General features: G+C 48.8%; 24 protein-coding genes and 1 pseudogene. All 25 read left to right on the top strand.

Annotated elements, in window-relative coordinates; translation table 11 throughout:
* The first annotated feature begins 13 nt into the window (after nucleotides 1-13).
* Entirely contained in the window at nucleotides 14-1,126 is a 1,113-nt protein-coding gene (citZ, locus tag I8U23_RS10045; RefSeq protein ID WP_198051009.1) for a citrate synthase, read from the top strand.
* 239 nt (nucleotides 1,127-1,365) lie between these two features.
* Complete coding sequence (gene icd / locus I8U23_RS10040; RefSeq protein WP_037993454.1) at nucleotides 1,366-2,661, top strand: NADP-dependent isocitrate dehydrogenase; 1,296 nt, start codon at nucleotides 1,366-1,368, stop codon at nucleotides 2,659-2,661.
* Nucleotides 2,662-2,680: 19 nt separating this feature from the next.
* On the top strand, nucleotides 2,681-3,622 hold the full coding sequence (mdh, locus tag I8U23_RS10035) for a malate dehydrogenase (RefSeq protein ID WP_037993452.1): 942 nt from the start codon (nucleotides 2,681-2,683) through the stop codon (nucleotides 3,620-3,622).
* Between the two features lie 221 nt (nucleotides 3,623-3,843).
* A complete protein-coding gene (locus tag I8U23_RS10030) occupies nucleotides 3,844-4,317 on the top strand; it encodes an FAS1-like dehydratase domain-containing protein (RefSeq protein ID WP_037993451.1) in 474 nt (157 codons plus the stop codon).
* A 140-nt stretch (nucleotides 4,318-4,457) separates the two neighbouring features.
* Nucleotides 4,458-5,171, top strand: a complete 714-nt coding sequence (locus tag I8U23_RS10025; RefSeq protein ID WP_037993448.1) for a response regulator transcription factor — start codon at nucleotides 4,458-4,460, stop codon at nucleotides 5,169-5,171.
* Complete coding sequence (gene pnpS / locus I8U23_RS10020; protein WP_037993447.1) at nucleotides 5,168-6,910, top strand: two-component system histidine kinase PnpS; 1,743 nt, start codon at nucleotides 5,168-5,170, stop codon at nucleotides 6,908-6,910. The genes I8U23_RS10025 and pnpS overlap by 4 nt, the downstream gene beginning before the upstream one ends.
* A gap of 130 nt (nucleotides 6,911-7,040) precedes the next feature.
* On the top strand, nucleotides 7,041-7,943 hold the full coding sequence (locus I8U23_RS10015; protein WP_198051008.1) for a phosphate ABC transporter substrate-binding protein PstS family protein: 903 nt from the start codon (nucleotides 7,041-7,043) through the stop codon (nucleotides 7,941-7,943).
* 70 nt (nucleotides 7,944-8,013) lie between these two features.
* On the top strand, nucleotides 8,014-8,952 hold the full coding sequence (pstC, locus tag I8U23_RS10010; RefSeq protein ID WP_049719774.1) for a phosphate ABC transporter permease subunit PstC: 939 nt from the start codon (nucleotides 8,014-8,016) through the stop codon (nucleotides 8,950-8,952).
* A gap of 1 nt (nucleotide 8,953) precedes the next feature.
* A complete protein-coding gene (gene pstA / locus I8U23_RS10005; protein ID WP_198051007.1) occupies nucleotides 8,954-9,844 on the top strand; it encodes a phosphate ABC transporter permease PstA in 891 nt (296 codons plus the stop codon).
* Between the two features lie 13 nt (nucleotides 9,845-9,857).
* A complete protein-coding gene (pstB, locus tag I8U23_RS10000; protein ID WP_082240562.1) occupies nucleotides 9,858-10,679 on the top strand; it encodes a phosphate ABC transporter ATP-binding protein PstB in 822 nt (273 codons plus the stop codon).
* Between the two features lie 36 nt (nucleotides 10,680-10,715).
* A pseudogene (gene pstB, locus I8U23_RS09995) lies at nucleotides 10,716-11,450 on the top strand (phosphate ABC transporter ATP-binding protein PstB); the annotation flags it as partial.
* A 350-nt stretch (nucleotides 11,451-11,800) separates the two neighbouring features.
* Entirely contained in the window at nucleotides 11,801-12,934 is a 1,134-nt protein-coding gene (locus I8U23_RS09990; RefSeq protein WP_131470841.1) for a hypothetical protein, read from the top strand.
* Nucleotides 12,916-13,218: a hypothetical protein gene (locus I8U23_RS09985; protein ID WP_049719778.1), complete on the top strand. Its 303-nt coding sequence runs from the start codon at nucleotides 12,916-12,918 to the stop codon at nucleotides 13,216-13,218. The genes I8U23_RS09990 and I8U23_RS09985 overlap by 19 nt, the downstream gene beginning before the upstream one ends.
* A 10-nt stretch (nucleotides 13,219-13,228) precedes the next feature.
* Nucleotides 13,229-13,426 carry a hypothetical protein gene (locus tag I8U23_RS09980; protein WP_198051006.1) on the top strand — a complete coding sequence of 66 codons (198 nt, stop codon included), beginning with the start codon at nucleotides 13,229-13,231 and terminating at the stop codon, nucleotides 13,424-13,426.
* 301 nt (nucleotides 13,427-13,727) lie between these two features.
* Complete coding sequence (locus I8U23_RS09975) at nucleotides 13,728-14,024, top strand: phosphate signaling complex PhoU family protein (protein ID WP_232335521.1); 297 nt, start codon at nucleotides 13,728-13,730, stop codon at nucleotides 14,022-14,024.
* Nucleotides 14,025-14,227: 203 nt separating this feature from the next.
* Entirely contained in the window at nucleotides 14,228-15,160 is a 933-nt protein-coding gene (locus I8U23_RS09970; RefSeq protein WP_049719781.1) for a type 2 periplasmic-binding domain-containing protein, read from the top strand.
* Between the two features lie 47 nt (nucleotides 15,161-15,207).
* Nucleotides 15,208-15,405 (top strand): hypothetical protein, encoded by a 198-nt coding sequence (locus I8U23_RS09965; RefSeq protein ID WP_049719782.1) that lies wholly within the window; start codon nucleotides 15,208-15,210, stop codon nucleotides 15,403-15,405.
* 302 nt (nucleotides 15,406-15,707) lie between these two features.
* On the top strand, nucleotides 15,708-17,303 hold the full coding sequence (locus I8U23_RS09960; protein ID WP_049719783.1) for a solute:sodium symporter family transporter: 1,596 nt from the start codon (nucleotides 15,708-15,710) through the stop codon (nucleotides 17,301-17,303).
* Nucleotides 17,304-17,346: 43 nt separating this feature from the next.
* Nucleotides 17,347-18,363: an inositol 2-dehydrogenase gene (gene iolG, locus I8U23_RS09955; protein WP_198051004.1), complete on the top strand. Its 1,017-nt coding sequence runs from the start codon at nucleotides 17,347-17,349 to the stop codon at nucleotides 18,361-18,363.
* Nucleotides 18,364-18,474: 111 nt separating this feature from the next.
* Nucleotides 18,475-19,281, top strand: a complete 807-nt coding sequence (gene iolB, locus I8U23_RS09950; RefSeq protein WP_049719785.1) for a 5-deoxy-glucuronate isomerase — start codon at nucleotides 18,475-18,477, stop codon at nucleotides 19,279-19,281.
* Nucleotides 19,282-19,378: 97 nt separating this feature from the next.
* Nucleotides 19,379-20,377 carry a 5-dehydro-2-deoxygluconokinase gene (iolC, locus tag I8U23_RS09945; RefSeq protein ID WP_198051003.1) on the top strand — a complete coding sequence of 333 codons (999 nt, stop codon included), beginning with the start codon at nucleotides 19,379-19,381 and terminating at the stop codon, nucleotides 20,375-20,377.
* Between the two features lie 56 nt (nucleotides 20,378-20,433).
* Nucleotides 20,434-21,894 carry a CoA-acylating methylmalonate-semialdehyde dehydrogenase gene (locus tag I8U23_RS09940; protein ID WP_049719787.1) on the top strand — a complete coding sequence of 487 codons (1,461 nt, stop codon included), beginning with the start codon at nucleotides 20,434-20,436 and terminating at the stop codon, nucleotides 21,892-21,894.
* 37 nt (nucleotides 21,895-21,931) lie between these two features.
* Entirely contained in the window at nucleotides 21,932-23,857 is a 1,926-nt protein-coding gene (gene iolD / locus I8U23_RS09935) for a 3D-(3,5/4)-trihydroxycyclohexane-1,2-dione acylhydrolase (decyclizing) (protein WP_049719788.1), read from the top strand.
* A 40-nt stretch (nucleotides 23,858-23,897) separates the two neighbouring features.
* Nucleotides 23,898-24,794 (top strand): myo-inosose-2 dehydratase, encoded by an 897-nt coding sequence (iolE, locus tag I8U23_RS09930; protein WP_049719789.1) that lies wholly within the window; start codon nucleotides 23,898-23,900, stop codon nucleotides 24,792-24,794.
* A gap of 50 nt (nucleotides 24,795-24,844) precedes the next feature.
* Nucleotides 24,845-25,894, top strand: a complete 1,050-nt coding sequence (locus I8U23_RS09925) for a Gfo/Idh/MocA family oxidoreductase (protein ID WP_198051002.1) — start codon at nucleotides 24,845-24,847, stop codon at nucleotides 25,892-25,894.
* Nucleotides 25,895-25,956: the final 62 nt, after the last annotated feature.

Genomic DNA, 25,956 nt, shown 5'->3' with positions numbered 1-25,956 from the left:
AAGGAGCGATCATATGACGGTTGCAAAAGGTCTTGAAGGTATCGTGGCGTGTTCTTCCGAGATCAGTTCGATTATTGATGGGGTTTTAACATACCGTGGATATAACATTGATGACCTGGCCGATAATGCAACGTTTGAAGAAGTGGCTTTCTTATTGTGGAAAGGCCATCTTCCGACCCGGTCGGAATTGGACGAGTTAAAGGAAAATTTTGAGGATTATGCGGAAATCCCGGATGTCATTTATGAACAATTGAAAGCGTATCCGAAAGATGTACACCCCATGGGAGTGTTGCGCACGGCTGTTTCCACATTGGCCCTGTATGATGAGGAAGCCGATGACAACAGTCTGGAAGCAAATCAAAGAAAAGCGATCAAATTAACGGCAAAAATCCCGACCATCATTACAGCCTTTGCCAGAATCCGCCAAGGATTGGAGCCGGTTGCTCCCAAAAAAGGATTGAGCTTTGCGGCAAACTTCCTGTACATGTTAACGGGCGAAGAGCCTTCCGACGTATCTGTGAAAGCGTTTGATAAAGCGCTTGTGCTCCATGCCGACCATGAGCTGAATGCTTCCACGTTTGCCGCCCGGGTGACCACGGGAACGCTTTCCGATATCTATTCGGCGGTGACGACAGCGGTCGGGACCTTGAAAGGGCCGTTGCATGGCGGAGCCAATGAACGGGTCATGGCCATGTTGGAAGAAATCGGGAGCCCGGATCGCATCGAAACGGTGATCCAAGACAAATTGGACCGGAAAGAAAAAATCATGGGCTTTGGTCATCGTGTCTACAAAAACGGGGATCCGCGCGCCAAACATTTGCGGGAAATGTCCCGTCAATTGTCAGCTCAACACGGGGATACCAAATGGTACGACATGTCCACCTCCATCGAGAAACTGGTGACCGAGAAGAAAGGGCTCAAGCCCAATGTCGATTTCTATTCCGCTTCGGTTTACACTTATTTGGGCATTCCGCGGGATCTTTTCACGCCAATTTTTGCCATGAGCCGTGTAACCGGATGGACCGCTCACATCTTGGAGCAATATCGGGACAACCGTCTCATTCGTCCCCGTGCGGAGTATGTGGGGCCGACCAACCAACGTTATGTTCCGGTTGAAAACAGGTAAAAGGCAATTCTCTTTCATTCAGGCATCATCCCCATCCCGTTGATGCGGTGGCGGGATGGGGCAGAACTCCCCCACCTCGCAAGATCCACTGAATTTTGTTAAAATAAAATGGTGAAGGTGGACGGGTAGCCGGCTTTTCTTTGAATCGATGCCTGCCAGCACCTGTTCAGTGAGATGTTCGGGCAGGACGGGCCATTTTCTCCTGTCCCTTTTCGGATTATTGTAAAGGAGTGTGAAAGATGGCATTGTTTAAACAGTTAGAAGCGCCAACAAAAGGTGAACCCATTACAGTACAAAACGGAAAGCTTCAAGTCCCCGACAATCCGATTATTCCTTTCATCGAAGGCGACGGAACCGGTCCCGATATCTGGGCGGCGGCCAAACGGGTTTTGGATGCCGCTGTTGAAAAAGCATATCAAGGGAAAAAAGAAATTGCCTGGTATGAAGTGTATGCCGGCGAAAAAGCTTACAACCAATGGGGAGAATGGTTGCCGGAAGACACCTTGACAGCCATTCGTGAATATCTCGTTGCCATTAAAGGCCCGTTGACCACACCCGTGGGTGGCGGCATCCGTTCATTGAATGTCGCGTTGCGGCAAGAATTGGATTTGTATGTATGCTTGCGTCCGGTTCGTTATTTTGAAGGTGTTCCTTCTCCCGTGAAAAAACCGCAGGATGTGGATATGGTCATCTTCCGGGAAAATTCCGAGGATATTTATGCCGGAATCGAGTGGGAAGCCGGAAGCGAAGAAGTGAAGAAAGTCATCCAATTTTTACAAGAAGAAATGGGCGTGAAAAAAATCCGCTTCCCGGAAACGGCCGGAATCGGGGTCAAACCGGTTTCTTCGGAAGGAACCGAGCGGTTGGTGAAAGCGGCCATCGATTATGCCATTGAACATGGACGGAAAAGTGTCACTTTGGTACATAAAGGAAACATTATGAAGTTTACCGAAGGGGCCTTTAAAAATTGGGGTTATGAAGTAGCTGAGCGCGATTACAAAGATCAGGTGTTCACCTGGGCCGAATATGACCGCATCAAAGAAGAAAAAGGAACGGAAGCTGCCAACGAAGCGCAAGCCAAAGCCGAAGCAGAAGGAAAAATCATCGTAAAAGATGTGATTGCAGATGCCTTCTTGCAACAAATCCTGACACGTCCTGCCGAATATGATGTCATCGCCACCTTAAACCTGAACGGGGATTACATTTCCGACGCATTGGCGGCACAAGTTGGCGGAATCGGAATTGCGCCGGGAGCCAACATCAACTACAAAACCGGTCACGCCATTTTCGAAGCGACACACGGCACGGCTCCCAAATATGCCGGAATGGATAAAGTAAACCCGGGTTCGGTGATCTTGTCCGGCGTCTTGATGCTGGAACATCTGGGATGGCAAGAAGCGGCGGACCTCATTTACCAATCCATGAGCAAAACCATCAGCAACAAAACCGTTACGTATGACTTTGCCCGCTTAATGGATGGAGCAACAGAAGTCAAATGTTCAGAGTTTGCAGACCACCTGATTCAAAACTTGTAATATTTGAGGAGGATGCCAAATGGCCATTCGACGCAGAAAAATTTCTGTCATCGGTGCGGGATTTACCGGCAGTACAACAGCATTAATGCTTGCACAAAAAGAATTGGGTGACGTTGTACTTGTGGATATCCCAAAAGCGGAAAACCCCACGAAAGGAAAAGCGTTGGACATGTTGGAAGCCAGTCCTGTCCAAGGATTTGACGCCAACATCATCGGAACCAGCAACTATGAAGATACCAAAGATTCCGACTTGGTGATCATCACGGCCGGAGTGGCGCGCAAACCGGGAATGAGCCGGGATGACCTGGTCAACATTAACGCCGGAGTCGTCCGTTCCGTGACGGAACAAGTGGTTAAATATTCCCCGGATTGCATCATCATTGTGTTGACGAACCCGGTTGATGCCATGACCTATGAGGTTTACCGTACCTCCGGTTTCCCGAAACACCGTGTGATCGGCCAATCCGGCGTGTTGGATACGGCACGTTTCCGCACTTTTGTTGCCCAGGAATTGAACGTGTCTGTGGAAGACGTCAGCGGATTTGTTTTGGGAGGCCACGGGGATGACATGGTGCCTTTGGTGCGTTACTCCTATGCAGGCGGCATCCCGTTGGAGAAACTGATTCCCCAAGACCGTCTGGATGCCATTGTGGAACGGACACGCAAAGGCGGCGGAGAGATCGTCAACTTGTTGGGGAACGGAAGCGCATATTATGCGCCGGCCGCTTCGCTGGTTCAAATGGCCGAAGCGATTTTGAAAGACAAAAAACGCATTTTGCCGGCGGTTGCTTATCTGGAGGGCGAATACGGATACAACGATTTGTATCTCGGGGTGCCGACCATTTTGGGCGGAAGCGGTTTGGAAAAAGTGATCGTCCTCGATTTGACGGAAGAGGAAAAGAAAGCCCTGGACAAATCGGCGGAATCTGTGAAAAGCGTGATGAAAGTTTTACAGCAATAACAAGCGCCTTTGCCCGGAGTCGGACGATGCTCCGGGCATTTTCTTTACCAAAAAACGGCGGTGGGATGCATGAAAAAACGATGCGGAAGGGAAAACTAGGCATAAACCGGATTGATCAAGCTGCCCGCCGGCATAAAAAGGCCTTTTAAGTCTTTTTGCTTTTCTATGAATTTTCATTCAAGTATGCTAAAATGAAAGCGGATACATAGGGAGGGGTTCGCTTGGACTTTGGAAAATTAGTGACCACAGGAAAAGGTTGGAACGAAATTCAAGTGGGGGACGGGATTCAAGTCAAGAAAAAGGTGATTTTGCGCGATATTTTTGCTTATTTGGGAGCGGCAGACGACTGCAATCCCATTTACCTGAAAGAAAGCTACGCTGCTCAGACAAGATACCGCCAGGTGATCGTTCCGTCCGGACTCATTGTCAGTTGGATTTCAGCATTGATTTCTTCAGAGCTGCCGGGACCCGGAAGCGTTGTGAAAGAGATGCGTTTGTCTTTTCCTGAAACCTTTCATCCGGAAAATGAAATTTCTTTTTCACTGACGGTGAAGGACAAGAATCCCGCGGACCGGAACATTACTTTACAAGTGTTGGTCACCGGCGATGCGCGTACCATTGCGGAAGGAGAAATTGATGTATTGCCGCCGCAACCCTTAAATCCCATGATGGACAATCTGTTGGATAATTTTTGACAAAGGACGAAAGCACCTTCTTAAGGGAAGGTGCTTTTTTTACTTTTTCTTAACTTTGTTATGTTATGATTTGCTTTGTAAATAAAAGATGAAAGAATTTGGAATAATTCATGGCGAGAATAAAAGGGGGGCGAACGGCGATGAGCAAAAAAATCTTGGTGGTGGATGATGAACCGTCCATTGTGAAGTTAGTGCAATTCAACCTGAAGAAAGAAGGGTATCAGGTTGAGGTGGCGTATGACGGGGAAATGGCGTTGGAGATGGCGGATCAATTCCATCCGGACTTGGTGGTGTTGGACTTGATGTTGCCCAAAATGGACGGGTTGGAAGTCTGTCGCAGGCTCAGACAGGAGAAAAGGCATATTCCCATTTTGATGCTGACAGCCAAAACGGATGAACTGGATAAAGTGCTGGGGCTTGAGCTCGGTGCTGACGATTATATGACCAAACCATTCAGCCCGCGGGAGCTTTTGGCGCGTGTCAAAGCCATTTTCCGCCGGATTGAGGTGTTGAGAAGGGAAGCGCAGGAACGCGGGAACCCGTCGGTGATGCGGATCGGGAATTTGCAAATCGACCCGGAAGGGTATGTGGTTTTAAGGGATCACCAGGAGGTCGATTTAACCCCGAAAGAATTTGAGTTGCTCTTATACTTGGCCTGCCACCGCGGAAAAGTGCTGTCAAGGGATCAATTGCTCAATGCGGTCTGGAATTATGATTATGTTGGCGATTCCCGGATTGTGGATGTTCATGTCAGCCATTTGCGCGATAAGATCGAGGCGGATTCGCGCAACCCCGTTTATATCAAAACCGTTCGCGGAATCGGATATAAATTTGAAGGGCCCAAAGAAAGATGAGATCACTGAGAGCGAAAATCACTTGGTCTTTTTTGATTTTGATCGGGTGCTCCGTGCTGGGAACCGGGGTTTTTGTGGCTTTGCTGCTCAGATCTTCCTATTTGGATTCATTAACCGACCGCTTGGAGAAAGAAAGCAAAGTGTTGGCTGAAACCGTGCAGTGGACGGATCAGCAAGCTTTGAAGAAGCAAAAAGAGTTGTATGAGCGGACGTTGGGCGTGCACGTCAATTTCTTTGACGTACATGGCAAGCCGTTTGGCAACGCAACATTGGATTCAAAAACGGGACTGCAACTTCCGGAAGTGAAAAATGCACTGGCAAGCGGGAAAGAAGGGGGTGTGCGAACCGCGATCCGGGATGATTATTTGCATGCTGCCGTTCCCGTTCAAAAAGGAAAAGAAGTGGTCGGAGCGATCCGGCTGTCTTTGGATATCAAAGAAGTGAATCAGTCGTTGCACCAAGTGTGGGTTTCCCTGGTGCTGGGACTTTTGATTGCTTATGCTTTGGCCGCATTTTTCAGTTCCCGCATTGCCGGCGGAGTCACTCGTCCGTTGGAAGAAATCACCCAGGTGGCAGTTGACATTGCCCGCAAGAATTTTCATCGCCGGATCCGGCATGAAAGCGGGGATGAGATGGCGCATTTGGGGCAGGCGATCAACCGGATGTCCCACAGTTTGCAAAAACAGATGGAAATGATCCGGAAAAACGAACGCCGGTTAAACAGCATCATCGAATCGATGGAAAGCGGCCTGATCATGATTGATGCCACCGGAAAAGTGAGTTTGGCCAACCGGGCGTTTGAGCGGATGTTCGGGATACCCGAAAGTGATTTGATCGGCCGTTCTTTTAAGCAATTAACTTATCCTTACGACATTCGCTCCCTGATTACCGAGTGTGCCGAAAAAAACATGCGAATCCGTAAAGAAATCCATTTGTACTATCCGGAAGAAAAAATGCTGGAAGCCAATCTGGCGCCGATGTGGGTGGAAAAAAACGGAGTCGGCGTGGTGGTGGTCTTTCATGATTTGACTGCCATCCGGCGTCTGGAACAATTGCGCAAAGATTTTGTGGCCAATGTGTCCCATGAATTGAAAACGCCGATCACTTCCATCCGGGGATTTGCCGAAACGTTGTTGGATGGAGCGATGTCCGATCAAGAAACATGCCGGGAATTTCTTGACATTATTCATGGAGAGAGTTTGCGGTTGGAACGGCTGATTGGCGATTTGCTGGAATTGACGCAAATCGAATCCAAAAAGATGCCTTTGAAATTGGAACGGGTTCCGGTTGAAACCCTGCTTGAAAATGTGAGCAAGACGGTCAAAGACCGGATCTTCAGCAAAGGGCTTTCCTTTTCCATGGAGATTCCGGAACCTTTTGAGGTGGAAATCGATCAAGACCGGTTCCGGCAAATTTTGTTGAATCTGCTTTCCAATGCCATGAACTACACCCCTCCAGGCGGGTGCATCACGGTCCGGGCCACCGGCGATGACAAAGAATGGACGCTTGTGGTTCGCGATACGGGAATCGGCATACCGGCCGAGGATTTGCCGCGCATTTTTGAACGCTTTTACCGGGTGGACAAAGCCAGATCCCGCGATTCAGGGGGCACCGGTCTGGGATTGGCCATTGTGAAACATTTGGTGGAAGTGCACCAAGGCAAGATTGATGTGGAAAGCCGGGTGGGGCAAGGCACGTCATTCCGGTTGACTTTTCCCCTGCACCTGAAGGATGACTAAATCGTGTGAATCTGAACAGCTGTGAGAGATTAACAGAATCTTTACAGCTGTTTTATTTGTATATAAAAGAAAAAGATTAAAGTTCAAAGTGTTGAACGGAATCATTCCTGACAGTAGGGGGACTTTTACCATGCTGAAAAAAGGTTTTTTGCTTGCCGGGGTTTTGTTTTTCGCCCTCGGAACTTTGACAGGTTGTGGAGGCAACGGCCAAGGCGCAGGCAACGGGAAATTGTCCGGCACGTTGACCGTGGTGGGTTCCACCGCCATGCAACCGCTCGTCGATGAAGTGGGCAATGCTTTTACCGCCACAAATCCCGGCGTGCAAGTCAATGTTCAGGGAGGTGGAAGCGGAGCGGGATTAAGTGCGGTCATGAATGATACGGCCGATATCGGAAATTCCGATGTTTACGCTGAAGAAAAAGAAAAAATCGATCCCAATCAAGTCGTTGACCATAAAGTGTTTGTTGTCGGAATTGCGCCGGTTGTCCATCCGGATACCGGGGTCGGGGATGTGACCCGGCAACAGCTGATTGATATTTTCACAGGCAAAATCAAAAACTGGAAAGAGCTTGGCGGAAAAGATCAGCCGATAGTCTTGGTGAACCGCCCGGCCAGCTCCGGGACACGGGCGGCCTTCACCAAATACGGATTAAACGAAAATCAGGAATTCCGCGGTGAAGGCGGCATTGAGGAAGAATCATCCGGAACGGTTCTCAAAATCGTCTCAGAAACGCCCGGAGCCATCGGATATCTTGCCTTCTCTTACGTGGATGATTCGGTGCAGGCATTGAAAGTGGATGGTGTCGAGCCAACCAATGAAAATGTGTACACCAATCAATGGAAAATCTGGGCGTATGAACACATGTACACCCATAAAAACGGCAAAAACAAAGAGTTGGAAGAAGCTTTCATCCAATATATCCAGTCCGATGAAGTGCAAAACGGATTGGTGAAAAAACTGGGGTATATCCCCATCAGCGAAATGAAGGTGGAGCGGGACGTTGAAGGCAAGGTGACCCCGATCCAATCATAATTTCCGGCATCCTGAAGGGACAGGGGTTTGCAAATTCTGTCCCTTTCATTGGACAGGAAGGAGATGGAAGATGGAACAAGTTGCTTCCGCAAAACGTTCGCTGAAAGAAGAACTGATTCAGCCCGAACGGAAAATGTTGAGAATTGAAAAACAAGGAAAAATCATCACGTTTCTTTGTGCGTGGATTTTAATCGTGACCTTATTTTCGCTCATCTGGTTTATTGCTTCCAAAGGAATTGCCCCGTTTTTCCGAAACAAAATCACCTTGTCTGAATTTTTTTCATTGCAGTGGGGTCCCGCCATTTCACCGGAGCAAGGCGGCCCTTTTTACGGAGTGCTTGCTTTTGTGTCCGGTTCGCTGGCGGTTGCCGCGGGTGCGGTGATCATCAGTGCCCCGCTCGGGATCGGTGCAGCCATCTTTATGACGGAAATTGCGCCGGGTTGGGGGAGGAAAATTTTGCAGCCGGTCACTGAAATGTTGGTGGGAATTCCGTCTGTCGTTTACGGATTCATCGGCCTGACAGTCATTGTTCCATGGATACGCAGCGTGGCCGGCGGTTTCGGATTCGGCTTGTTATCCGGAATGCTGGTTTTGGCCGTGATGATTTTGCCCACCATCATCAGTGTCGGGGCAGATGCCATTCAAGCCGTCCCCAAAACGGTTCGGGAAGGCTCTTATGCACTGGGGGCAACCCGCTGGCAAACCATTTCCCGGCTGGTGGTTCGTTCGGCGATGCCCGGATTGATGACCGGAGTGGTTTTGGGAATGGCCCGGGCGTTCGGGGAAGCCTTGGCGGTCCAAATGGTGATCGGAAATGCCCCCAATTTGCCGGTCAGCTTCACCACCCCTATCAGCACCCTGACCAGTGTGATCACTTTAAACATGGGAAATACCGTCCAAGGAACAACCGAACAGGATGTGCTGTGGTCGATGGCACTGATTTTGCTACTCATGACCCTGATTTTTATTTTTTTGATCCGTTTTATTTCCCGAAGGAGAGAAGATTGACATGAACGCAAAAGTTATCGACCGGATTGCAACCGCGATCTTTTATGCGATCGCCGTTTTGATCGTCGGAATATTGCTCGGACTGATCGGTTTTATTTTGATGCGCGGTTTGAAAGTGGTGGATTGGGCGTTTATCACCGAAGCGCCGGGTTCGGTTTTGACCGGTGGCGGAGGTGTCGGGCCGCAGTTGTTCAATTCCTTTTATCTTCTGGTGTTGACGATGTTGATCACCATCCCGTTGGGGCTGGGTGGCGGCATTTACATGGCGGAGTATGCCAAACCCGGCAAGCTGACCGGCTTCATCCGCTTGAGTATCGAAGTGTTGTCTTCCCTTCCTTCGATTGTGGTCGGTCTGTTCGGCCTGTTGGTGTTTGTCCAATACACCGGATGGGGATATTCGCTTCTGGCGGGGGCACTGGCTTTGTCCGTCTTTAACCTGCCTTTGATGGTGCGGATTGTGGAACAGTCTTTGTCCTCGGTTCCCCGGGAGCAGAAGGAAGCCAGTCTGGCTCTCGGAGTGACGCATTGGCAAACGATTTGCAGAGTGTTGCTTCCGGCTGCATTGCCGGGGATTATCACCGGGACCATTTTGGCCTCGGGCCGTGTGTTTGGGGAAGCCGCCGCCTTGTTGTTTACAGCGGGAATGACTTCGCCTCCGCTGGACTTTACCCATTGGGATGTTACCTCACCGGCTTCACTGTTCAATCCGTTCCGCCCGGCATCGACATTGGCGGTTCACATTTGGAAAGTCAATGCCGAAGGGATCATTCCCGATGCCAAGGAAGTGGCTGCCGGGGCTTCTGCTTTGCTGGTGATCGCTGTTTTGATTTTCAATCTGCTTGCCCGTTGGTTGGGGCGGTGGATTCATGCACGCCTTACATCCAATCGATAAGGGGGAATGCGGGATGTTACAAACGGTCGGGTTGCCTGTGAAGGGAAAGGTAAAACAGGGCCGGCAACTGGAAACGAAAAATCGGGTGGTCCAGTTGGAAACCGTCGGTTTAAACGTTTATTACGGCGAAAATCATGCGGTGAAAGATGTGAATCTCCCTTTCCATCAACATCATGTCACGGCTTTGATCGGCCCCTCCGGGTGTGGGAAGTCCACTTTTTTGCGATGCTTAAACCGGATGAATGACACGATTTCGGGCGCCCGTGTGGAAGGAAAAATTTTGGTGGAGGGCATTGACATCAACGACCCCGGGATTCATGCCAATGCCTTGCGGCGCCGGATCGGAATGGTGTTTCAACGCCCCAACCCGTTTCACAAATCGATTTATGAAAACATTGCTTTTGCTCCCCGGATTTACGGAGCCAAGAAAAAAGAGCTGAACGGACTTGTTGAGGATAGCTTGAAGAAAGTCGGGTTGTGGGAGGAAGTCAAGGATCGTTTGCATCAGTCTGCCTTGACGCTTTCCGGCGGACAGCAACAACGGTTGTGCATTGCCAGAGCCATTGCCGTGAAACCGAAAATCCTCTTGCTGGATGAGCCTACCTCCGCGCTGGACCCGGTATCCACTGCCAAAATCGAGGAGTTGGTCCGGGAATTAAAAGAAGAGTTCACCATTGTCATGGTGACCCACAACATGCAGCAGGCTGCCCGGGTTTCCGATTATACGGCTTATTTTTACATGGGGCGTTTGATTGAATGGAATGAGACCCGGGAGCTGTTTACCCGGCCCGGGAAGAAAGAGACCGGGGATTATTTGACCGGACGATTTGGTTGAAGGAAGGGGAGTCAAATGGCGGACAAAATCTCCATTAAACAATTCAATCTCTTTTATGGGGAGAAGCAAGCGTTGAAAAACATTCAATTCAATATCAGGAAAAACAAAGTCACAGCATTGATCGGTCCCTCCGGGTGCGGGAAGTCCACCTTGCTCCGGAGCATCAACCGGATGAACGACATGATTCCGGGGGTGAAGACTTACGGCCGGATTTTGATTGACGGGAAAAACATTTATGAACCGGAAGTGGACTTGGTGCAACTCCGGAAAAAAGTGGGGATGGTTTTTCAACAACCCAACCCTTTCCCCGTTTCCATTTACGATAATGTGGCGTACGGGCCCCGTGTTCACGGGGTGAAAGAAAAAAAGAAGCTGGATGAGATTGTGGAACGGACATTGACGCAAGCCCATTTATGGGAGGAAGTGAAGAACCGGCTTCACCAGTCGGCCATGGGGTTGTCGGGAGGACAGAAACAGCGTTTGGTGATTGCACGCGTGTTGGCGGTGGAGCCGGAAATCATTCTGATGGATGAACCGGCTTCCGCCCTGGATCCGGTTTCCACCGAACGCTTGGAAGAATTGGTTGTCCAGTTAAAGGAAAATTACACTGTTGTGATGGTCACTCACAATATGCAACAAGCCGCCCGGGTGTCGGATCAAACCGTGTTTTTCTTAAACGGAGAAGTGTTGGAAGAAAATGACACCTGGCAACTGTTTACCCGGCCCCGGGACCGCCGGACGGAAGAATATATTCAAGGCCGGTTTGGTTGAGGAAAGGAGAGGGTCCTTCTTGGCCCGTCCGTTGGATCATTCATTAAAAGAATTCCACTTCAGTAAAGCTTGTGCCCAACCTAACTTTAATTTCTTCTGGGATTATATGGATCTTGAAAAACTCGAACACCTGAAAATTTAATATACACAAAAACTGAAGCATATTGCTTGACCTGCAAAAGAGCAGGTTTATTTTTTTTGTTAAAAATTAGTTAGAAATTCAATTGTCTGTTACCGAATCATTGTCAAAGGTTGGAGATTGGTTCGGGGACAAAATTTCAGGGGCATGGGAATGGACCAAAGAGAAAGCGGCTGCCTTTTGGGATTGGCTCACCAAGATTTGCTCCAAAATGGCAGAAGTCGTGATTGATACGATGTCAACGGCTTGGGAATGGGTGAAAAAATATAAAGAATATATAGCTTTTGCCGGTGTTTTGATTTTGGGGATCGTCTTGTGCATCTTTGCCACACCGTTAGGGAGAGCCGTACTTAGTGGTATGTTGTCATTTGTGATCAGTATGGCCCTGAATGGTTGGGAAATTAACAAAATGACCTTCTTGGAAGTAGCCATTGGCGGCATCTTGGGATTGGTCGGCGGAGGCATCACGGCAGGAGCTTCCCGGGGATTGGCGAGCGGTATCGGACAAAAACTGATCATGGGTGCCAAGAATTCCAAAGTCTTGGGGCCTGTTCTTCGCGGAGGACAAAAACTGGTTTCCAAATTGCCGGCACCTCTTCAGAAAATGTTTGGTAAAGGCGGAGCCATCGGAGCCGTCGAGGGTGCCGGCACCAGTGTGGCAGACGATATTTTGCATGGACGGAAGATCAATTGGAAAAATGCCATTTTGGCAGGAATTTTTGGAGCCGGCTCCGTCGCCGTGGTTCACTTTGCCCAACCAGCGATTAATAAAGCCGTTGCATCACTGGAACCGGTACTGGCCAAAACCCCGATTGTCAAAAATGTTTTCAACAAAGTTGGCGATTGTGTTGCGGTTCGGCAAACGGGGAGATATCACGCTTTAATTGATATTCCATTTTCTAATTGTTTTCATGCTCCAGATGGAGTAACTTCAGGTGGAAATTCTTCATCTGCAAAGCCACTCTCTCTGGAACAAAGACGAGAAAATGTAAAACATATAGCAGAATATACAGATTTAAGTAAAGAAGGGTTAAAAGGAAAAGGATATAAACTAAAAAACGGTGCAATTATTAAAGGACAGAAAATAGTGAAGGTAAATTCAATAGAAAAATATAGAAAAGCGGAAGGAAAACTAAGCTTAGAATATGTTGCTAAATTAAGAAAAGAATTAGGAATCCCGTTTTTAAAAGAGGATAACTTGTTAATAGAAAATGATATATTGAAGAGTGGAAATACCGTCGCAGTACTTGAATCGGATGGAGTACAAATTTGGGGAAGAAGTGGATGGGGAATTGATGTAGGAGGGTATTCAGAATTGAGGAAGGAATGGGCAAAAGAAAAATAGGAAAACTAGGTACCCCCCGGGAGAAATTTGCTACAAATGGACAAACCTATACTCATGCAGAAGGCGATGTATTTTGGCATTTATATAAGTATAGAAAGAGCAAAAAGATACTAGGTGGGAAAGCCACATTAGTGGTAGACCGTCCATTTTGCGGACCATGTGGTGATGGTAGAGGTGTTCAAAATCTAGTTGAAGAAGTGGGACTAGATGAATTGATTGTTAAAACACCTGATGGAAAGGAAATAATTCGTCCAAGACCGGGATATAAAAGACAAAGTTGGTAGGTGGTATATATTGAAAAATTATGAATTAAGTATTCAAAATAAATCAAAAGTAATTTCAAATCCTACTTGGGAAAAAGTTTATGAAGTCTTGGAAAGTCTGGATGGCAAGAAAGTGAGTCAAGCAAGTCTAAAAATAGAAGATGTTGGATTTATGACAGTAGTGGGTGGAGAGTTTATTGAAGAGAAAGGACAAAGGCAGATCGTTTAAAACAATACCTATTGGAAAATTATCCGGCAGGCAGTGATAGGAAAATTAGGAGAGAAGAATTGTTGAACTTGATTGCATAAAGATTATGAAGTGGAACATTTCCGCTATATTTTGCGTGATATATGAAGGGGATTTCCCCTTTTAATCGTCCCAATTGCACAAAAGCAATTGAGTAAAAAGACTTTTTTGATGATTTCCAAAGCCAATACTCTGAAGTCTTTCACGACTTTCAAAGCCGAAGTTGAATGAATGAAGAATTTTTATTTTAACTCTTTTCTCTCTGGAGTCCATGTTGTTGAAGATGGGGGAGCAGGTGGAAATTTCGATTCACAAAGCGCTCAAGGCTTTTGAGAAAAGAGAAGTCACGGTGGCGCAAGAAGTGATCCGGGAAGACCACCATGTCGATGAGATGGAAGAAAAAATTGATGATACCGTGGTCAAACTGATTGCAACCCAACAACCGGTGGCCACCGATCTCAGAAAGATACTCATGGCGATGAAGATTGCATCCGACCTGGAAAGAATCGCGGACCATGCCACCAATATTGCCGAAAGTGTTGTATATATGGAAACCGGTAAACAAATGGATTTGAATTAACAGTTTTTTTCCGGTCCCCTTTGCGGGATTTTTCGAAGCCGGAAGGGACCGGAAAAAGCAAGAAGGACAGGCAGGGGACGGTGATGTTCCCTGTTTTTTCATTTGTGTTTTGCTCCCGTTGTCCCAAAAATGGTTCAAGGGGGATGTTTTGGAACATTTTGCAGTTTATAATGTCTCATGTCAACGATGAATGGAGGTCATGCATGATGCTTTTTTTAGACATCCCCGAGCCGATGGACGGGAAATTGAGGCAGAAGATTTTGAGAAGGCAAAAATGGAAAAGAGCCGTGAAATGGGGGATCGCCGCTTTTGTTGTCGTGCTCTTATTCATCAATTTCAAATTTTTTATTTCCCCCCATACCAAGGATTTTTTCAAATCCCTCGGGCTGGATCCGGAGGCTTTGAACAGTCCGGAGGTATATGGAGGAGCGATACAGAGTTTGGTGACAGCGCTCACGGTGGTCACAACCTTTTATATTTACAACCGGTCGAAAACGGCTGTCATGAGCCAGAAAGTGTATGATCAAAAGTTTGAGGCATACAGCCGGATTTGGGAGAAGGTGCAGAAGATTGAACAGGAGTTTGAGCGAACGGCCGTCCGGCCGGATTATCATGATGCACTGGCAAATTTGAAAAAGGAAATCGAGCATTTTTACCAGTTTTGCAGAAGCAAATACCTGGTCGTCTCCCCCACGGTGATGGACCTGTTGGGAAATTGGACGGCAAGTTGCTATTTGGAAGTGACAAGCAAAATCAATATGGGCAGGAGACACTATGGAAATGTCCCTTTGGAGCAGATCACGGAGTGGCATGAATACAGGAAAGCTTCCAAAGCAAGGAAAGTCAGCTTGGAACAGCTGGTGATTGCCATGAAAATGGATCTGGGCTTGTTGGTCTTGGAAGAGGAGATCGATGAGTCGTTTGGCAAGGTTTCCGAAGAAATTAAGGGAACGATCGATGAAATCGAGAAATTCTACCGGAAAACCGGACTGATCGATCCTGAGGAAACCAATCTTTTTGAGCTCAAAAACAAAGTGAAAGAGAAGAACCAAAGGCTTCTCAGGCAACGATTGATGGATGTGTTGAATCCCAGAAAGAGGGCGGAAAGAGGTGCCGGTGAGCGGATGAAAGAGTAGCCGCCGGTTTCAAAAGCATAAACTTGGCGAGGAGGAGATGGACGGATATGGATAAGAAAAAACAGATCGGAGTACTGGTGGACGGTTGTGTTTTTGCCAATGACCAAAATCAAAACGTGGATCTGGATGAGTTTGTGGATGCTTTTCTTGAATGGGTGGAGTCAAAAGGATGGCATTTTGGAGGAGGTGTGAGGCAGGTGGATGAGGATGGGGAGCCTGCAAGCTGCAGGAAAAGAGAGAGCTGAAAAGCCCTCTCTTTTTTTATGAAACTGTCAAGCTGATGATACAAAATAATCTAAAAATACATTGATTTCAAATATATTTGCAATTATACTAAAAGGTAAGAAAGCGTTTGCAAGAAAAGAAAGGGAGGGGATAAAGAGGAGGAAGGGAGTCGGATGGGGTTAACCTTTTCTTTTTTGTCTTTAAGTTAAGCGCTTTACTTATTGTAAATCAAGCGTTTTCTGTTTTTTTGTCCACACAACGGATCTTTTCAGGGGATGTTTTTGCAGATTGTGTCAAAAAACAAGCAGAGGAGAGAGACGACTTGTTTTATTTCTCTATTCTGTCTTTCATCTTGGTCATCGCAGCCATCTGGATTTTTGCCTACAAGAGAAGCCGCATCGTTGACAATACCAGCTCCGAAGGGTACTTTCTCGGCGGACGCAGTTTGACGGGAATCACCATCGCCGGTTCCATTCTCATGACCAATTTGTCCACGGAGCAGATTGTGGGGCAAAACGGACAGAGTTACATGGCGGGGATGGAAGTCATGGCTTGGGAAGTCACAGCGGCGGTTGCGATTGTTTTGCTCGCGTTGGTTTTTTTGCCGAAGTATTTGAAGTATGGAGTGGATACCGTATCCGATTTTATTGAGAAACGCTATGACACCACCACCAAACGAATCGTTTCCATCTTGTTTATTTTCACTTATATGATTTCGTTTTTGCCTGTCGTGTTGTATTCCGGCTCTCTGGTGTTTAACAAAATTTTTCGCGTGAATCAGTCCCTGGGCATCGATGCTTTGGCGTCGGTTGCTTTGGTTTCGGCAATGATCGGGATGATCGGTTTGGCCTATCTTTTGATGGGCGGATTATCATTGGGCGCATTCAGCGATTCCTTGTATGGTGTCGGGCTTTTGATCGGGGGCTTGTCCATTCCGGTGTTGGGATTGATCGTCCTGGGGAATGGAAGTTTCACGGACGGATTCCATGTGGTCCGCACCAATACGCCGGAAATGTTGAATGCCATCGGCGCAGTCGATTCAAAAATCGTTCCATGGCCGACGCTTTTTTTCGGGATGTTTTTCAACAATTTGTTTTATTGGTGCACAAACCAGATGATTGTCCAAAAAGCATTTGCCGGAAGAAACCTCAAAGAAGGACAAAAAGGGGTCTTGTATGTCGGTTTCTTTAAAATCATCGGCGCATTGTTCCTTGTTTTCCCGGGGATTATCGCATTTAACTTGTTTGGAAATTCCCTTTCCACCCCGGATGACGCCTATCCCAGTTTGGTGGCAGCGGTTTTGCCCGGGTGGGCCTACGGGATTTTCGGAGCCGTGATCTTCGGGGCGATTTTAAGTTCGTTTGTCGGCGCATTGAATGCCACGGCAACCCTTTTTACATTGGACTTTTACAAGCCGGTTTTCAACCCGAACGCAACGGATCGACAAGTGGCCAGAGCCGGAAAAGCCGTCACCGTCATCGTGGGATTGGTTGCCATCGTCATTGCTCCGTTGATTTCTTTTGCGCCCACCGGATTGTATAACGTCGTGCAACAATTTAACGGCTTGTACAGCATGCCGCTGTTGGCGGTCATTGTCCTGGGGTTTTACTCCAAAAATGTAACCGCTTTCGGAGCGAAAGTGACATTTGCTTTCCATGTTGTGACGTATGCCTTGGCCAGTTTGTTTTTGTCGCACATTCATTACTTGTATGTCTTAAGCGTCCTGTTTTTGGCCGATGTGTTGATCTTATGGTGGATCGGGAAAATCAAACCGGCGGACAAACATTTTGTGCTGCAGGAAGGCAAACACAAAGTGGATTTGACGCCATGGAAACATGCCGGTTGGGTCGGGGTATTGGCGGTGGTGGCGGTGCTGATGACATACTTGGTGTTTTCACCGCTGGGACTGGCCCGGTAAGGCCTTGGGTGTACCGGAGATGAAAGGGAGGACTGCATAATTTATGAGCAAAAAAATCACGGTTGGCGTGGTGGGAGCAGGACGGATCGGGAAGTTGCATGTCAACAATCTGAAAAAGATGGACAATGTCCGGTTAAAAACGGTTTCCGACCTCTTTGCCGACCAGCTGGAAGACTGGTTCCGGGAAAGCGGGGCAGAAAGATTGACAAAAAATTATAAAGAACTGATCCATGATCCGGAACTGGATGCGGTTTTCATCTGTTCCTCCACGGACACTCACGCTGAAATCATCAAAGAAGCTGCCGGTGCGGGCAAACACATTTTTTGCGAGAAACCCGTCAGTTTTTCCGATCAGGAAACATTGGAGGCTTATGAAGCGGTGAAGTCCGCGGGAGTGAAATTTCAGCTGGGATTTAACCGGCGGTATGACAGGAACTTTCGCAAGGTAAAGCAATGGGTGGAAAAGAAAGTCATCGGTGATTTGCATGTTTTGAAAATCACCTCCAGAGATCCCAATCCACCTTCTTTGGATTATGTATCGCGTTCCGGGGGCATCTTTATGGATATGACCATCCATGACTTTGATATGGCCCGCTTTATTTCCGGCACGGAAGTGGAAGAAGTTTTTGTGCATGGAGCGGCCTTGGTCAATCCAAAACTGGCCGAATGGGGGGATGTGGACACCGCCGTCATCACGTTGAAATTTGCAAACGGGGCCATGGGCGTGATTGACAACAGCCGCCGGACGGTTTATGGATATGACCAGAGGCTGGAAGCTTTTGGCTCCAAAGGGGCGGTACATGTGAACAACGAGACGGAATCCAAAGTGGAATGTTGGTCGGAGGAAGGGATAAAAAGTGACAATCCGCTTCACTTTTTCTTGGAGAGGTACAACGAAGCCTTTGACCGGGAAGTCAAAGAATTCATCCGGGCGATTGAAAACGACAGCGACATTCAAACCACATTTAAAGATGGAATCATGGCCCAACGTATCGCCGAGGCTGCAACAGCATCGCTTAAAAGCGGAAAACCTGTCAAAGTGCGAGGATTGGATGAGTGATTTTTTTCTGAATATATCTTGTATTTTCATCATTGTGTAAAAAATACGGATGCGATATACTCTATTTAGAATAGGTTAAGCGCTTTAATTTGTTATAAAGGAGGGGAAATCATGTCTCATTTGCTGCTGAAACCCCATGATCCGGATCAACAGGGCAGGATCCATTGTGTGTCACCGGAATCGGCAGGGTGGAAGTATGTGGGACTGGAGGTTTATCGGTTAAAAAAAGGGGACCGGCTGAAAAGAAAAACCGGCACCCATGAAGTTTGCCTGGTGTTGTTGTCAGGAAAAGCCAATGTGAAAACCGGGCAAAAGGAATTTCAGGGCATCGGCAAACGGATGAGTGTTTTTGAAAAAATCCCGCCTTATTCTGTTTATGTTCCCAGTGGAGACCACTATCAGGTGGAAGCATTGACGGATTTGGAATTGGCGGTGTGCTCGGCTCCCGGAAAGGGAACTTTCCCGGCCAGGCTGATTTCCCCGGAAGAGGTCAGGCAGTCCAACCGGGGATCCGGAAAGATGTTCCGCCAAATTCATGACATTCTTCCGGAGGACCGGGAGGCGGACAGCTTGCTTGTGGTGGAAGTGTTCACCCCGGACGGCAACACTTCAAGTTATCCGCCGCATAAACATGATACGGAAAATCTTCCGCATGAATCATACTTGGAGGAAACCTATTATCACAAAATTCATCCGGAAAATGGGTTTGCCTTTCAGCGGGTTTATAATGACGACCGTTCGCTGGATGAAACGATGTGCATCGAAAACGGGGATGTGGTTCTGGTGCCGGAGGGTTACCATCCGGTCACAACGGTGCCGGGGTATGAGTCTTATTACCTCAACGTGATGGCCGGACCGGTCCGGACCTGGAAATTTAAAAATGCTCCGGAACATGAGTGGTTGTTTGAGAAGTTTTAAAGAGGGAAATCATTATTTTTCAAAAGTTAAGCGCTTAAATAACAGTTTGCGGATGCAAGTCTGCTTTTTTCAAAATCGCGAGGTTAGGGGGATCGATGTGGATCAGTTGGGTTTCAAAGCCGGCCGTCCCTTGGATCTGATTGCTGTTGGCAGGCTGGCCATCGACTTGAATTCGGACCAGATCAATCAACCGATGGAAAATGTCCGGTCTTTTACCAAATATGTGGGCGGTTCGCCGGCAAATATTGCAATCGGCGCGGCGCAATTGGGATTGAATGTCGGGTTTGTCGGAAAAGTTTCCAATGACCAGATGGGAAGGTTCATCGTTCGTTTTTTGAAAGAGAAAAATCTGGATACTTCCGGTGTCGTTGTGGACAAGACGGGGGCGGTGACCGGCCTGACGTTTACAGAAATCAAAAGCCCGCAAGACTGCAGCATTTTGATGTACCGGGATAATGTTGCGGATTTGAAACTGGAACCGTCGGAAATATCGGAAGATTATATCCGAAGTGCCAAAGCGATGCTCATTTCCGGCACGGCCCTTGCCGCAAGCCCGTCGCGTGAGGCGGTGTTTATCGCATTGCATTATGCCCGCAAACACGGGGTGATCGTCTTTTTTGACCTGGACTACCGGCCGTATACCTGGAATTCGGAACAAGAGACGGCGATTTATTATCATTTGGCGGCGGAAAAAAGTGATGTCATCATCGGCACCCGGGACGAGTTTGACATCATGGAATCATTCGCCAAAGAGAAAAAAACGGATCAAGACACCGCCCGCAAGTGGTTTGATTATCATGCCAAAATCGTGGTCATCAAACACGGCTCCAAGGGATCCGTTGCTTATACAAAAAACGGCCATTCACATACGGGAGGAATTTTTAAAACCAAAGTGCTCAAAACGTTCGGTGCAGGGGACAGTTATGCAGCGGCCATGATCTACGGCCTGTTGAACGGATGGGATCTTCCGGAGGCGATGGAGTACGGGAGCGCTTCGGCATCGATTGTCATATCCCGGCACAGCTGTTCGGAAGCCATGCCGACGAAGGAAGAGTTGGATGCGTTTCTCCGGACGGCGGAAAAGCTGGATGATTGATCCGGCAAAGGGTCGTATCTGATGAAGTATTTTCATATTTTACTGGAGGTTTTCATATGGCAAATACTGTGGTGAGCACATTGAAAAACTATATCAATGGAGAATGGGTGGAATCCGGTTCGGGAAAACAGGAAGCCGTTTTCAATCCGGCCACGGGGGAAGTCATTGCGTATGTTCCTCTTTCCACCCGGGAAGAAGTTGACCGGGCAGTGAAAGCGGCAAAACAGGCCTTTGAAACTTGGAAAAACGTTGCTGTCCCCAAACGGGCCCGCATCCTGTTCAAATACCAGCAATTGATCGCCGATCATGCGGATGAGTTGGCGGCCTTGATCACGATGGAAAACGGGAAAAATTTGCGCGAAGCCAAAGGGGAAGTGCAGCGGGGGATGGAGAATGTCGAGTTTGCCGCGGGAGCTCCTTCCCTGATGATGGGCGAAAATCTCGCCACCATTGCCAGTGAACTGGAATCGTCGGTGTATCGTTATCCGGTCGGGGTGATCGGGGGGATCACGCCCTTCAATTTTCCGATGATGGTTCCGTGCTGGATGTTTCCGATCGCCATTGCACTCGGCAACACCTTTATTTTAAAGCCGTCCGAGCGGACGCCGCTTACCGCCAACCGTCTGGTGGAACTGGCGGAAGAAGCGGGGGTGCCCAAAGGCGTTCTCAATGTTGTGCACGGGGCACATGAGGTGGTGAACGGCTTGCTGGATCATCCCGATGTTCCCCGCATTTCCTTCGTGGGTTCCCAACCGGTGGCTGAATATGTTTACAAACGGGGGACAGCCAATTTAAAACGGGTTCAGGCGCTGGCCGGCGCCAAAAACCACTCGATCGTTTTAAAAGATGCCGACCTGGAAAATGCCGCCACGCAGATTATCAATGCCGCATTTGGTTCGGCCGGGGAACGATGCATGGCGGCAGCCGTGGTGGCGGTGGAAGAGGCGGTTGCGGACGAATTGATTCAAAAACTGGTGCAAAAGGCGGACGACATCAAGATCGGAAACGGGATGGATGAGAACAGTTTCCTGGGGCCGGTCATTCGTGAACAACACAAAGAACGGACACTGAAATACATTGAAGCAGGTGAAAAAGAAGGGGCCAAATTGATCCGCGACGGGCGGAAAGATCCAAAGGCCCGGGAAAAAGGTTATTTTTTGGGGCCCACCATTTTTGACCACGTCCGTACAGACATGAAGATCTGGAAAGAAGAAATTTTTGCCCCGGTGCTTTCCATTGTCCGTGTCCACGACTTGGATGAAGCCATAAAAATCGCCAACCGGTCGCGCTTTGCCAACGGGGCTTGCCTTTACACCCGGGATGGCGGCGCCGTGCGCAAATTTCGCGAATCGATTGATGCCGGGATGCTCGGCGTCAATATCGGCGTTCCGGCTCCGATGGCGTTTTTCCCGTTTTCCGGTTGGAAAGATTCTTTTTACGGGGATCTGCATGCCAACGGGAAAGACAGTGTGGAATTTTATACCCGCAAAAAAGTGGTGACCAGCCGTTGGGTCTGATCCATACGCAAGTAACGGCGATCAGGGGGGAGAGAAAATGAGACTGACCACGGCACAAGCGTTGGTTAAATTCCTGAACAGTCAATATGTGATGGTGGATGGAAAAGAGGAGAAATTGTTTCACGGGATTTTCACCATTTTTGGTCACGGAAACGTACTCGGTTTGGGACAAGCCCTCGAACAGGATCCGGGGGATTTAAAAGTTTACCAGGGAAGAAATGAGCAAGGAATGGCTCATGCAGCCATCGGGTTTGCGAAACAAAACCGCCGCAGAAAGTTAATCGCCTGTACTTCATCGGTGGGGCCGGGGTCGGCCAATATGGTGACGGCCGCGGCAACGGCCACCGCCAACAACATCCCGCTTCTTCTTTTGCCCGGTGACACCTTTGCCACCCGCCAACCGGATCCGGTCCTGCAGCAGATCGAGCAGCCTTATAATGCCGGTTTGACGACCAATGACGCTTTTCGCCCCGTCAGCAAGTACTGGGACCGGGTGACCCGGCCCGAGCAGCTGATGACCGCCATGCTCCATGCAGTCCGTGTGTTGACGGATCCGGCGGAAACCGGGGCTGTGACGATTGCTTTGCCGCAGGATGTCCAAGCTGAGGCTTATGACTATCCGGAATCTTTTTTCAAAAAGCGTGTTCATACCTTCATCAGGAGAAAACCGGACGAGTTGGAATTGAAACAAGTCGTGGCATTGTTCAAAAACAAGAAAAAGCCGTTGATCATTTGCGGCGGCGGGGTCCGGTACTCCGATGCCGGTGAGGCGCTGGACCGGTTCGCCCGGGCGTTTCGCATTCCCTTTGCCGAGACACAGGCCGGAAAAAGTGCCTTGCCGTCCACCCACCCGCTCAATCTGGGAGGGATCGGTGTCACGGGAAACCTGGCGGCCAACCGCATTGCTAAAGAGGCCGACTTGGTGATCGGGGTGGGAACCCGTTTCACCGATTTTACAACGGGCTCCAAACAGCTGTTCCAAAACCGCCACGTTGATTTTGTCACCCTCAACATTTCAGATTTTCATGCGTCCAAACTGGATGCCGTCAAAATGGTGGCGGATGCAAAGGCCGGGCTGGAAGAGCTTCGGATTACACTGGAAAAAGCCGGTTATCAATCCGGTTACGAGGGGGAAATCGAACAGGCGAAAAAAGATTGGGAGAAGGAGCTTCAACGTCTTTGGTCGACCGATTCTCATGCCGAAAACTACCGGCCGGAAATTTCAGGCCATCTGGATGACAAGCTGTCTGAATACGAAGAAGCTTTTCAATCGGGTTTGACACAGACGGCCGTGTTGGGAAAAGTGAATGAGCGGATCGATGAGGATGCGATCGTGGTCGGTGCATCCGGCAGCTTGCCCGGGGATCTGCAACGCATGTGGGTCAGCACCCGGCCGGACACTTACCACATGGAGTACGGTTATTCATGCATGGGGTATGAAATTGCTGCCGCTTTGGGAGTGAAAATGGCGAGACCGGATCAGGAAGTCTATGCCATGGTTGGCGACGGAAGTTACATGATGCTCCATTCCGAATTGATCACCAGTATACAGGAAGGGCTCAAAATCAATGTCATCCTGTTTGACAATGCGGGTTTTGGCTGCATTAACAATCTGCAAATGAGCAACGGGATGGGGAGTTTTTTGACGGAATTCCGTTTGCGGGACCAAAAATCGAAACGGCTGGACGGGCCTGTCATGAACGTGGATTTTGCCAAAAATGCCGAGGCGTACGGCGCGGTTACCTACACGGTGCGGACCATGGAAGATTTGGAACAGGCGCTGGAAGATTCCAAGCGTCAAAGCGTATCCACCTTGATCGATGTGAAGGTGCTTCCCAAAACCATGACAAAGGGTTATGGCAGTTGGTGGCATGTCGGAGTGGCCGAGGTGTCAAAAAAAGAATCCGTCCAAAAAGCTTATCAGGAGCGCCTGAGTGAGTTGGAAAAGGCCAGAAAGTACTGAAGAGACCGGGCATGGACGGACATCGCGGGAGGGATTTATGATGTTTGAGAATGACGCGGTGAAACTGGGGATTTCCCCCATCGGATGGAGCAATGATGACATGCCGGACCTCGGCCGGGAAAACACGTTTGAACAATGTATCAGTGAAATGGCGTTGGCAGGCTTTGCGGGCACCGAAGTGGGACATAAGTATCCGCGCGACACCACATTGCTGAAAAAAATGCTCGGGCTGAGGAATTTGGAAATTGCCGGAGCCTGGTTCAGCGCTTATCTGACCACAGCGCCATATGAACGGACGGAAAAAGCGTTTATCCAACACCGTGATTTTTTGCATGAAATGGGAGCCGAAGTCATCGTGGTTTCCGAACAGGGGCACAGCGTGCAGGGAAAGACCGGGCAACCTGTTTTTGCCGCGAAACCCCGTTTTACTGATGAAGAATGGGACAGGCTGGCTGAGGGACTTAACCGCCTTGGCCGGCTGGCCCGGGAAAAGGGAATGAAAATGGTGTATCATCCCCACATGGGGACAGGGGTGCAAACCACAGAGGAAATCGACCGGTTGATGAGCATGACCGATCAAAACCGGGTGTTCCTTCTCTATGATACCGGACACCTGTATCTTTCCGGCGAAGATCCGGTCGAAGTGTTGAAACGGTATTTGCCCCGGATTAAACATGTCCATTTGAAGGATGTCCGGGATCCGATTGCAGCCAAAGTAAAAGCAGAAAAATTAAGCTTCCTGGACGGGGTCCGCGAAGGGGTGTTTACCGTGCCGGGCGACGGCGGCATTGATTTTACGGATATTTTCAATATATTGGCTGAATCAAACTACCGGGGCTGGCTGCTTGTGGAAGCCGAACAGGATCCGTCCAAAGCAAATCCGTTGGAATATGCGCTGAAAGCCCGGAAGTTCATCAAACAAAAAACCGGTCTGTAAGTGGAGGGCGACCGGTATGGAAAAAACCATTTCGAAAGCGGGAATGCATCATGAAGAAAAGAAAAGTGAAAGTCGGGATCGTGGGGCTTGGCCGGCTGGGTTACCATCATGCGAAAAATCTGGCCTTCCGGATACCCGGTTGCGAACTGATCGCGGTTTGCAGCGTTGTGGAAGAAGAAGTGAAAGAAGTGCAAGAAAAATGGGGCATTCCTTATGGCTATACGGATTATGATGAAATGCTCGGAAACCGGGAAATGGAAGCGGTCTTTATCGCTTCCCCGTCGGCGTTTCATTGCGAACAGATCGAAAAGGCCCTGAAAGCCGGGTTCCACGTATTCAGCGAAAAGCCGATCGGCCTGTCTCCGGCGGAAGCCGAAAGAGTGGAAAAAGCCGTTTCCCGGTATCCGGATCAGGTCTTCATGCCGGGATTTATGCGGCGCTTTGACCGATCTTATTCCGATGCGAAAAAAATGATGGACAGAGGGGAGATTGGGGATCCGGTTTTGATTCGTTGTTACGGGTTGGATCCGGCCGGACAGATGGACAGCTTTTTGAAGTACGCCAAAAATCATGACAGCGGGGGCCTCTTTTTGGATATGGCCGTTCATGATTTTGATCTGGCTTGCTGGTTTTTGAATGCGGAGCCGGAAGAAGTCTGGGCCATCGGGGGGAGTTATGCACGGCCTGAATTCGCCGGATTGGGTGATGCGGAAACGGGAGCAGCGATGGTGCGCTTTTCCGGCAACCGGATGGGCATTTTTGTGGCCGGCCGTAACTGTGCACACGGCTATCATATTGAAACCGAAATCATCGGCACCAAGGGATCTCTCCGGATCGGTACGGTGCCAGAGAAAAATCAGGTGATGATTTTTAACGAAACCGGTGTGGTGAAACAATGCGTCGACGGATTTTTGGAGCGGTTTGAACAAGCTTATCTGAGCGAGGCGGAAGAATTTATCCGGTGCATTTTGGAACATCGCCGGCCGCCCGTTCGCGTTCAGGATGGCATCAAGCCCACTTTGCTTGGTTATGCTTGCAAAAAATCGTTTGAAACAGCTTCTTTGGTTCGGATGAAATCCATTGCACCCGCCAGGAAATAAAGCTTCCTGGATCCGGCCGGGAAAGGGAAAAGATCACGGCAAAAATACAGCCATGTCTTTGA

Source organism: Thermoactinomyces sp. CICC 10735, assembly GCF_016055175.1.
In the GTDB taxonomy this organism is placed as follows: Bacteria; Bacillota; Bacilli; order Thermoactinomycetales; family Thermoactinomycetaceae; genus Thermoactinomyces; species Thermoactinomyces vulgaris.
Note: the sequence above shows the minus strand (reverse complement) of the source record. Positions and strands in the feature narration are given on the sequence as shown.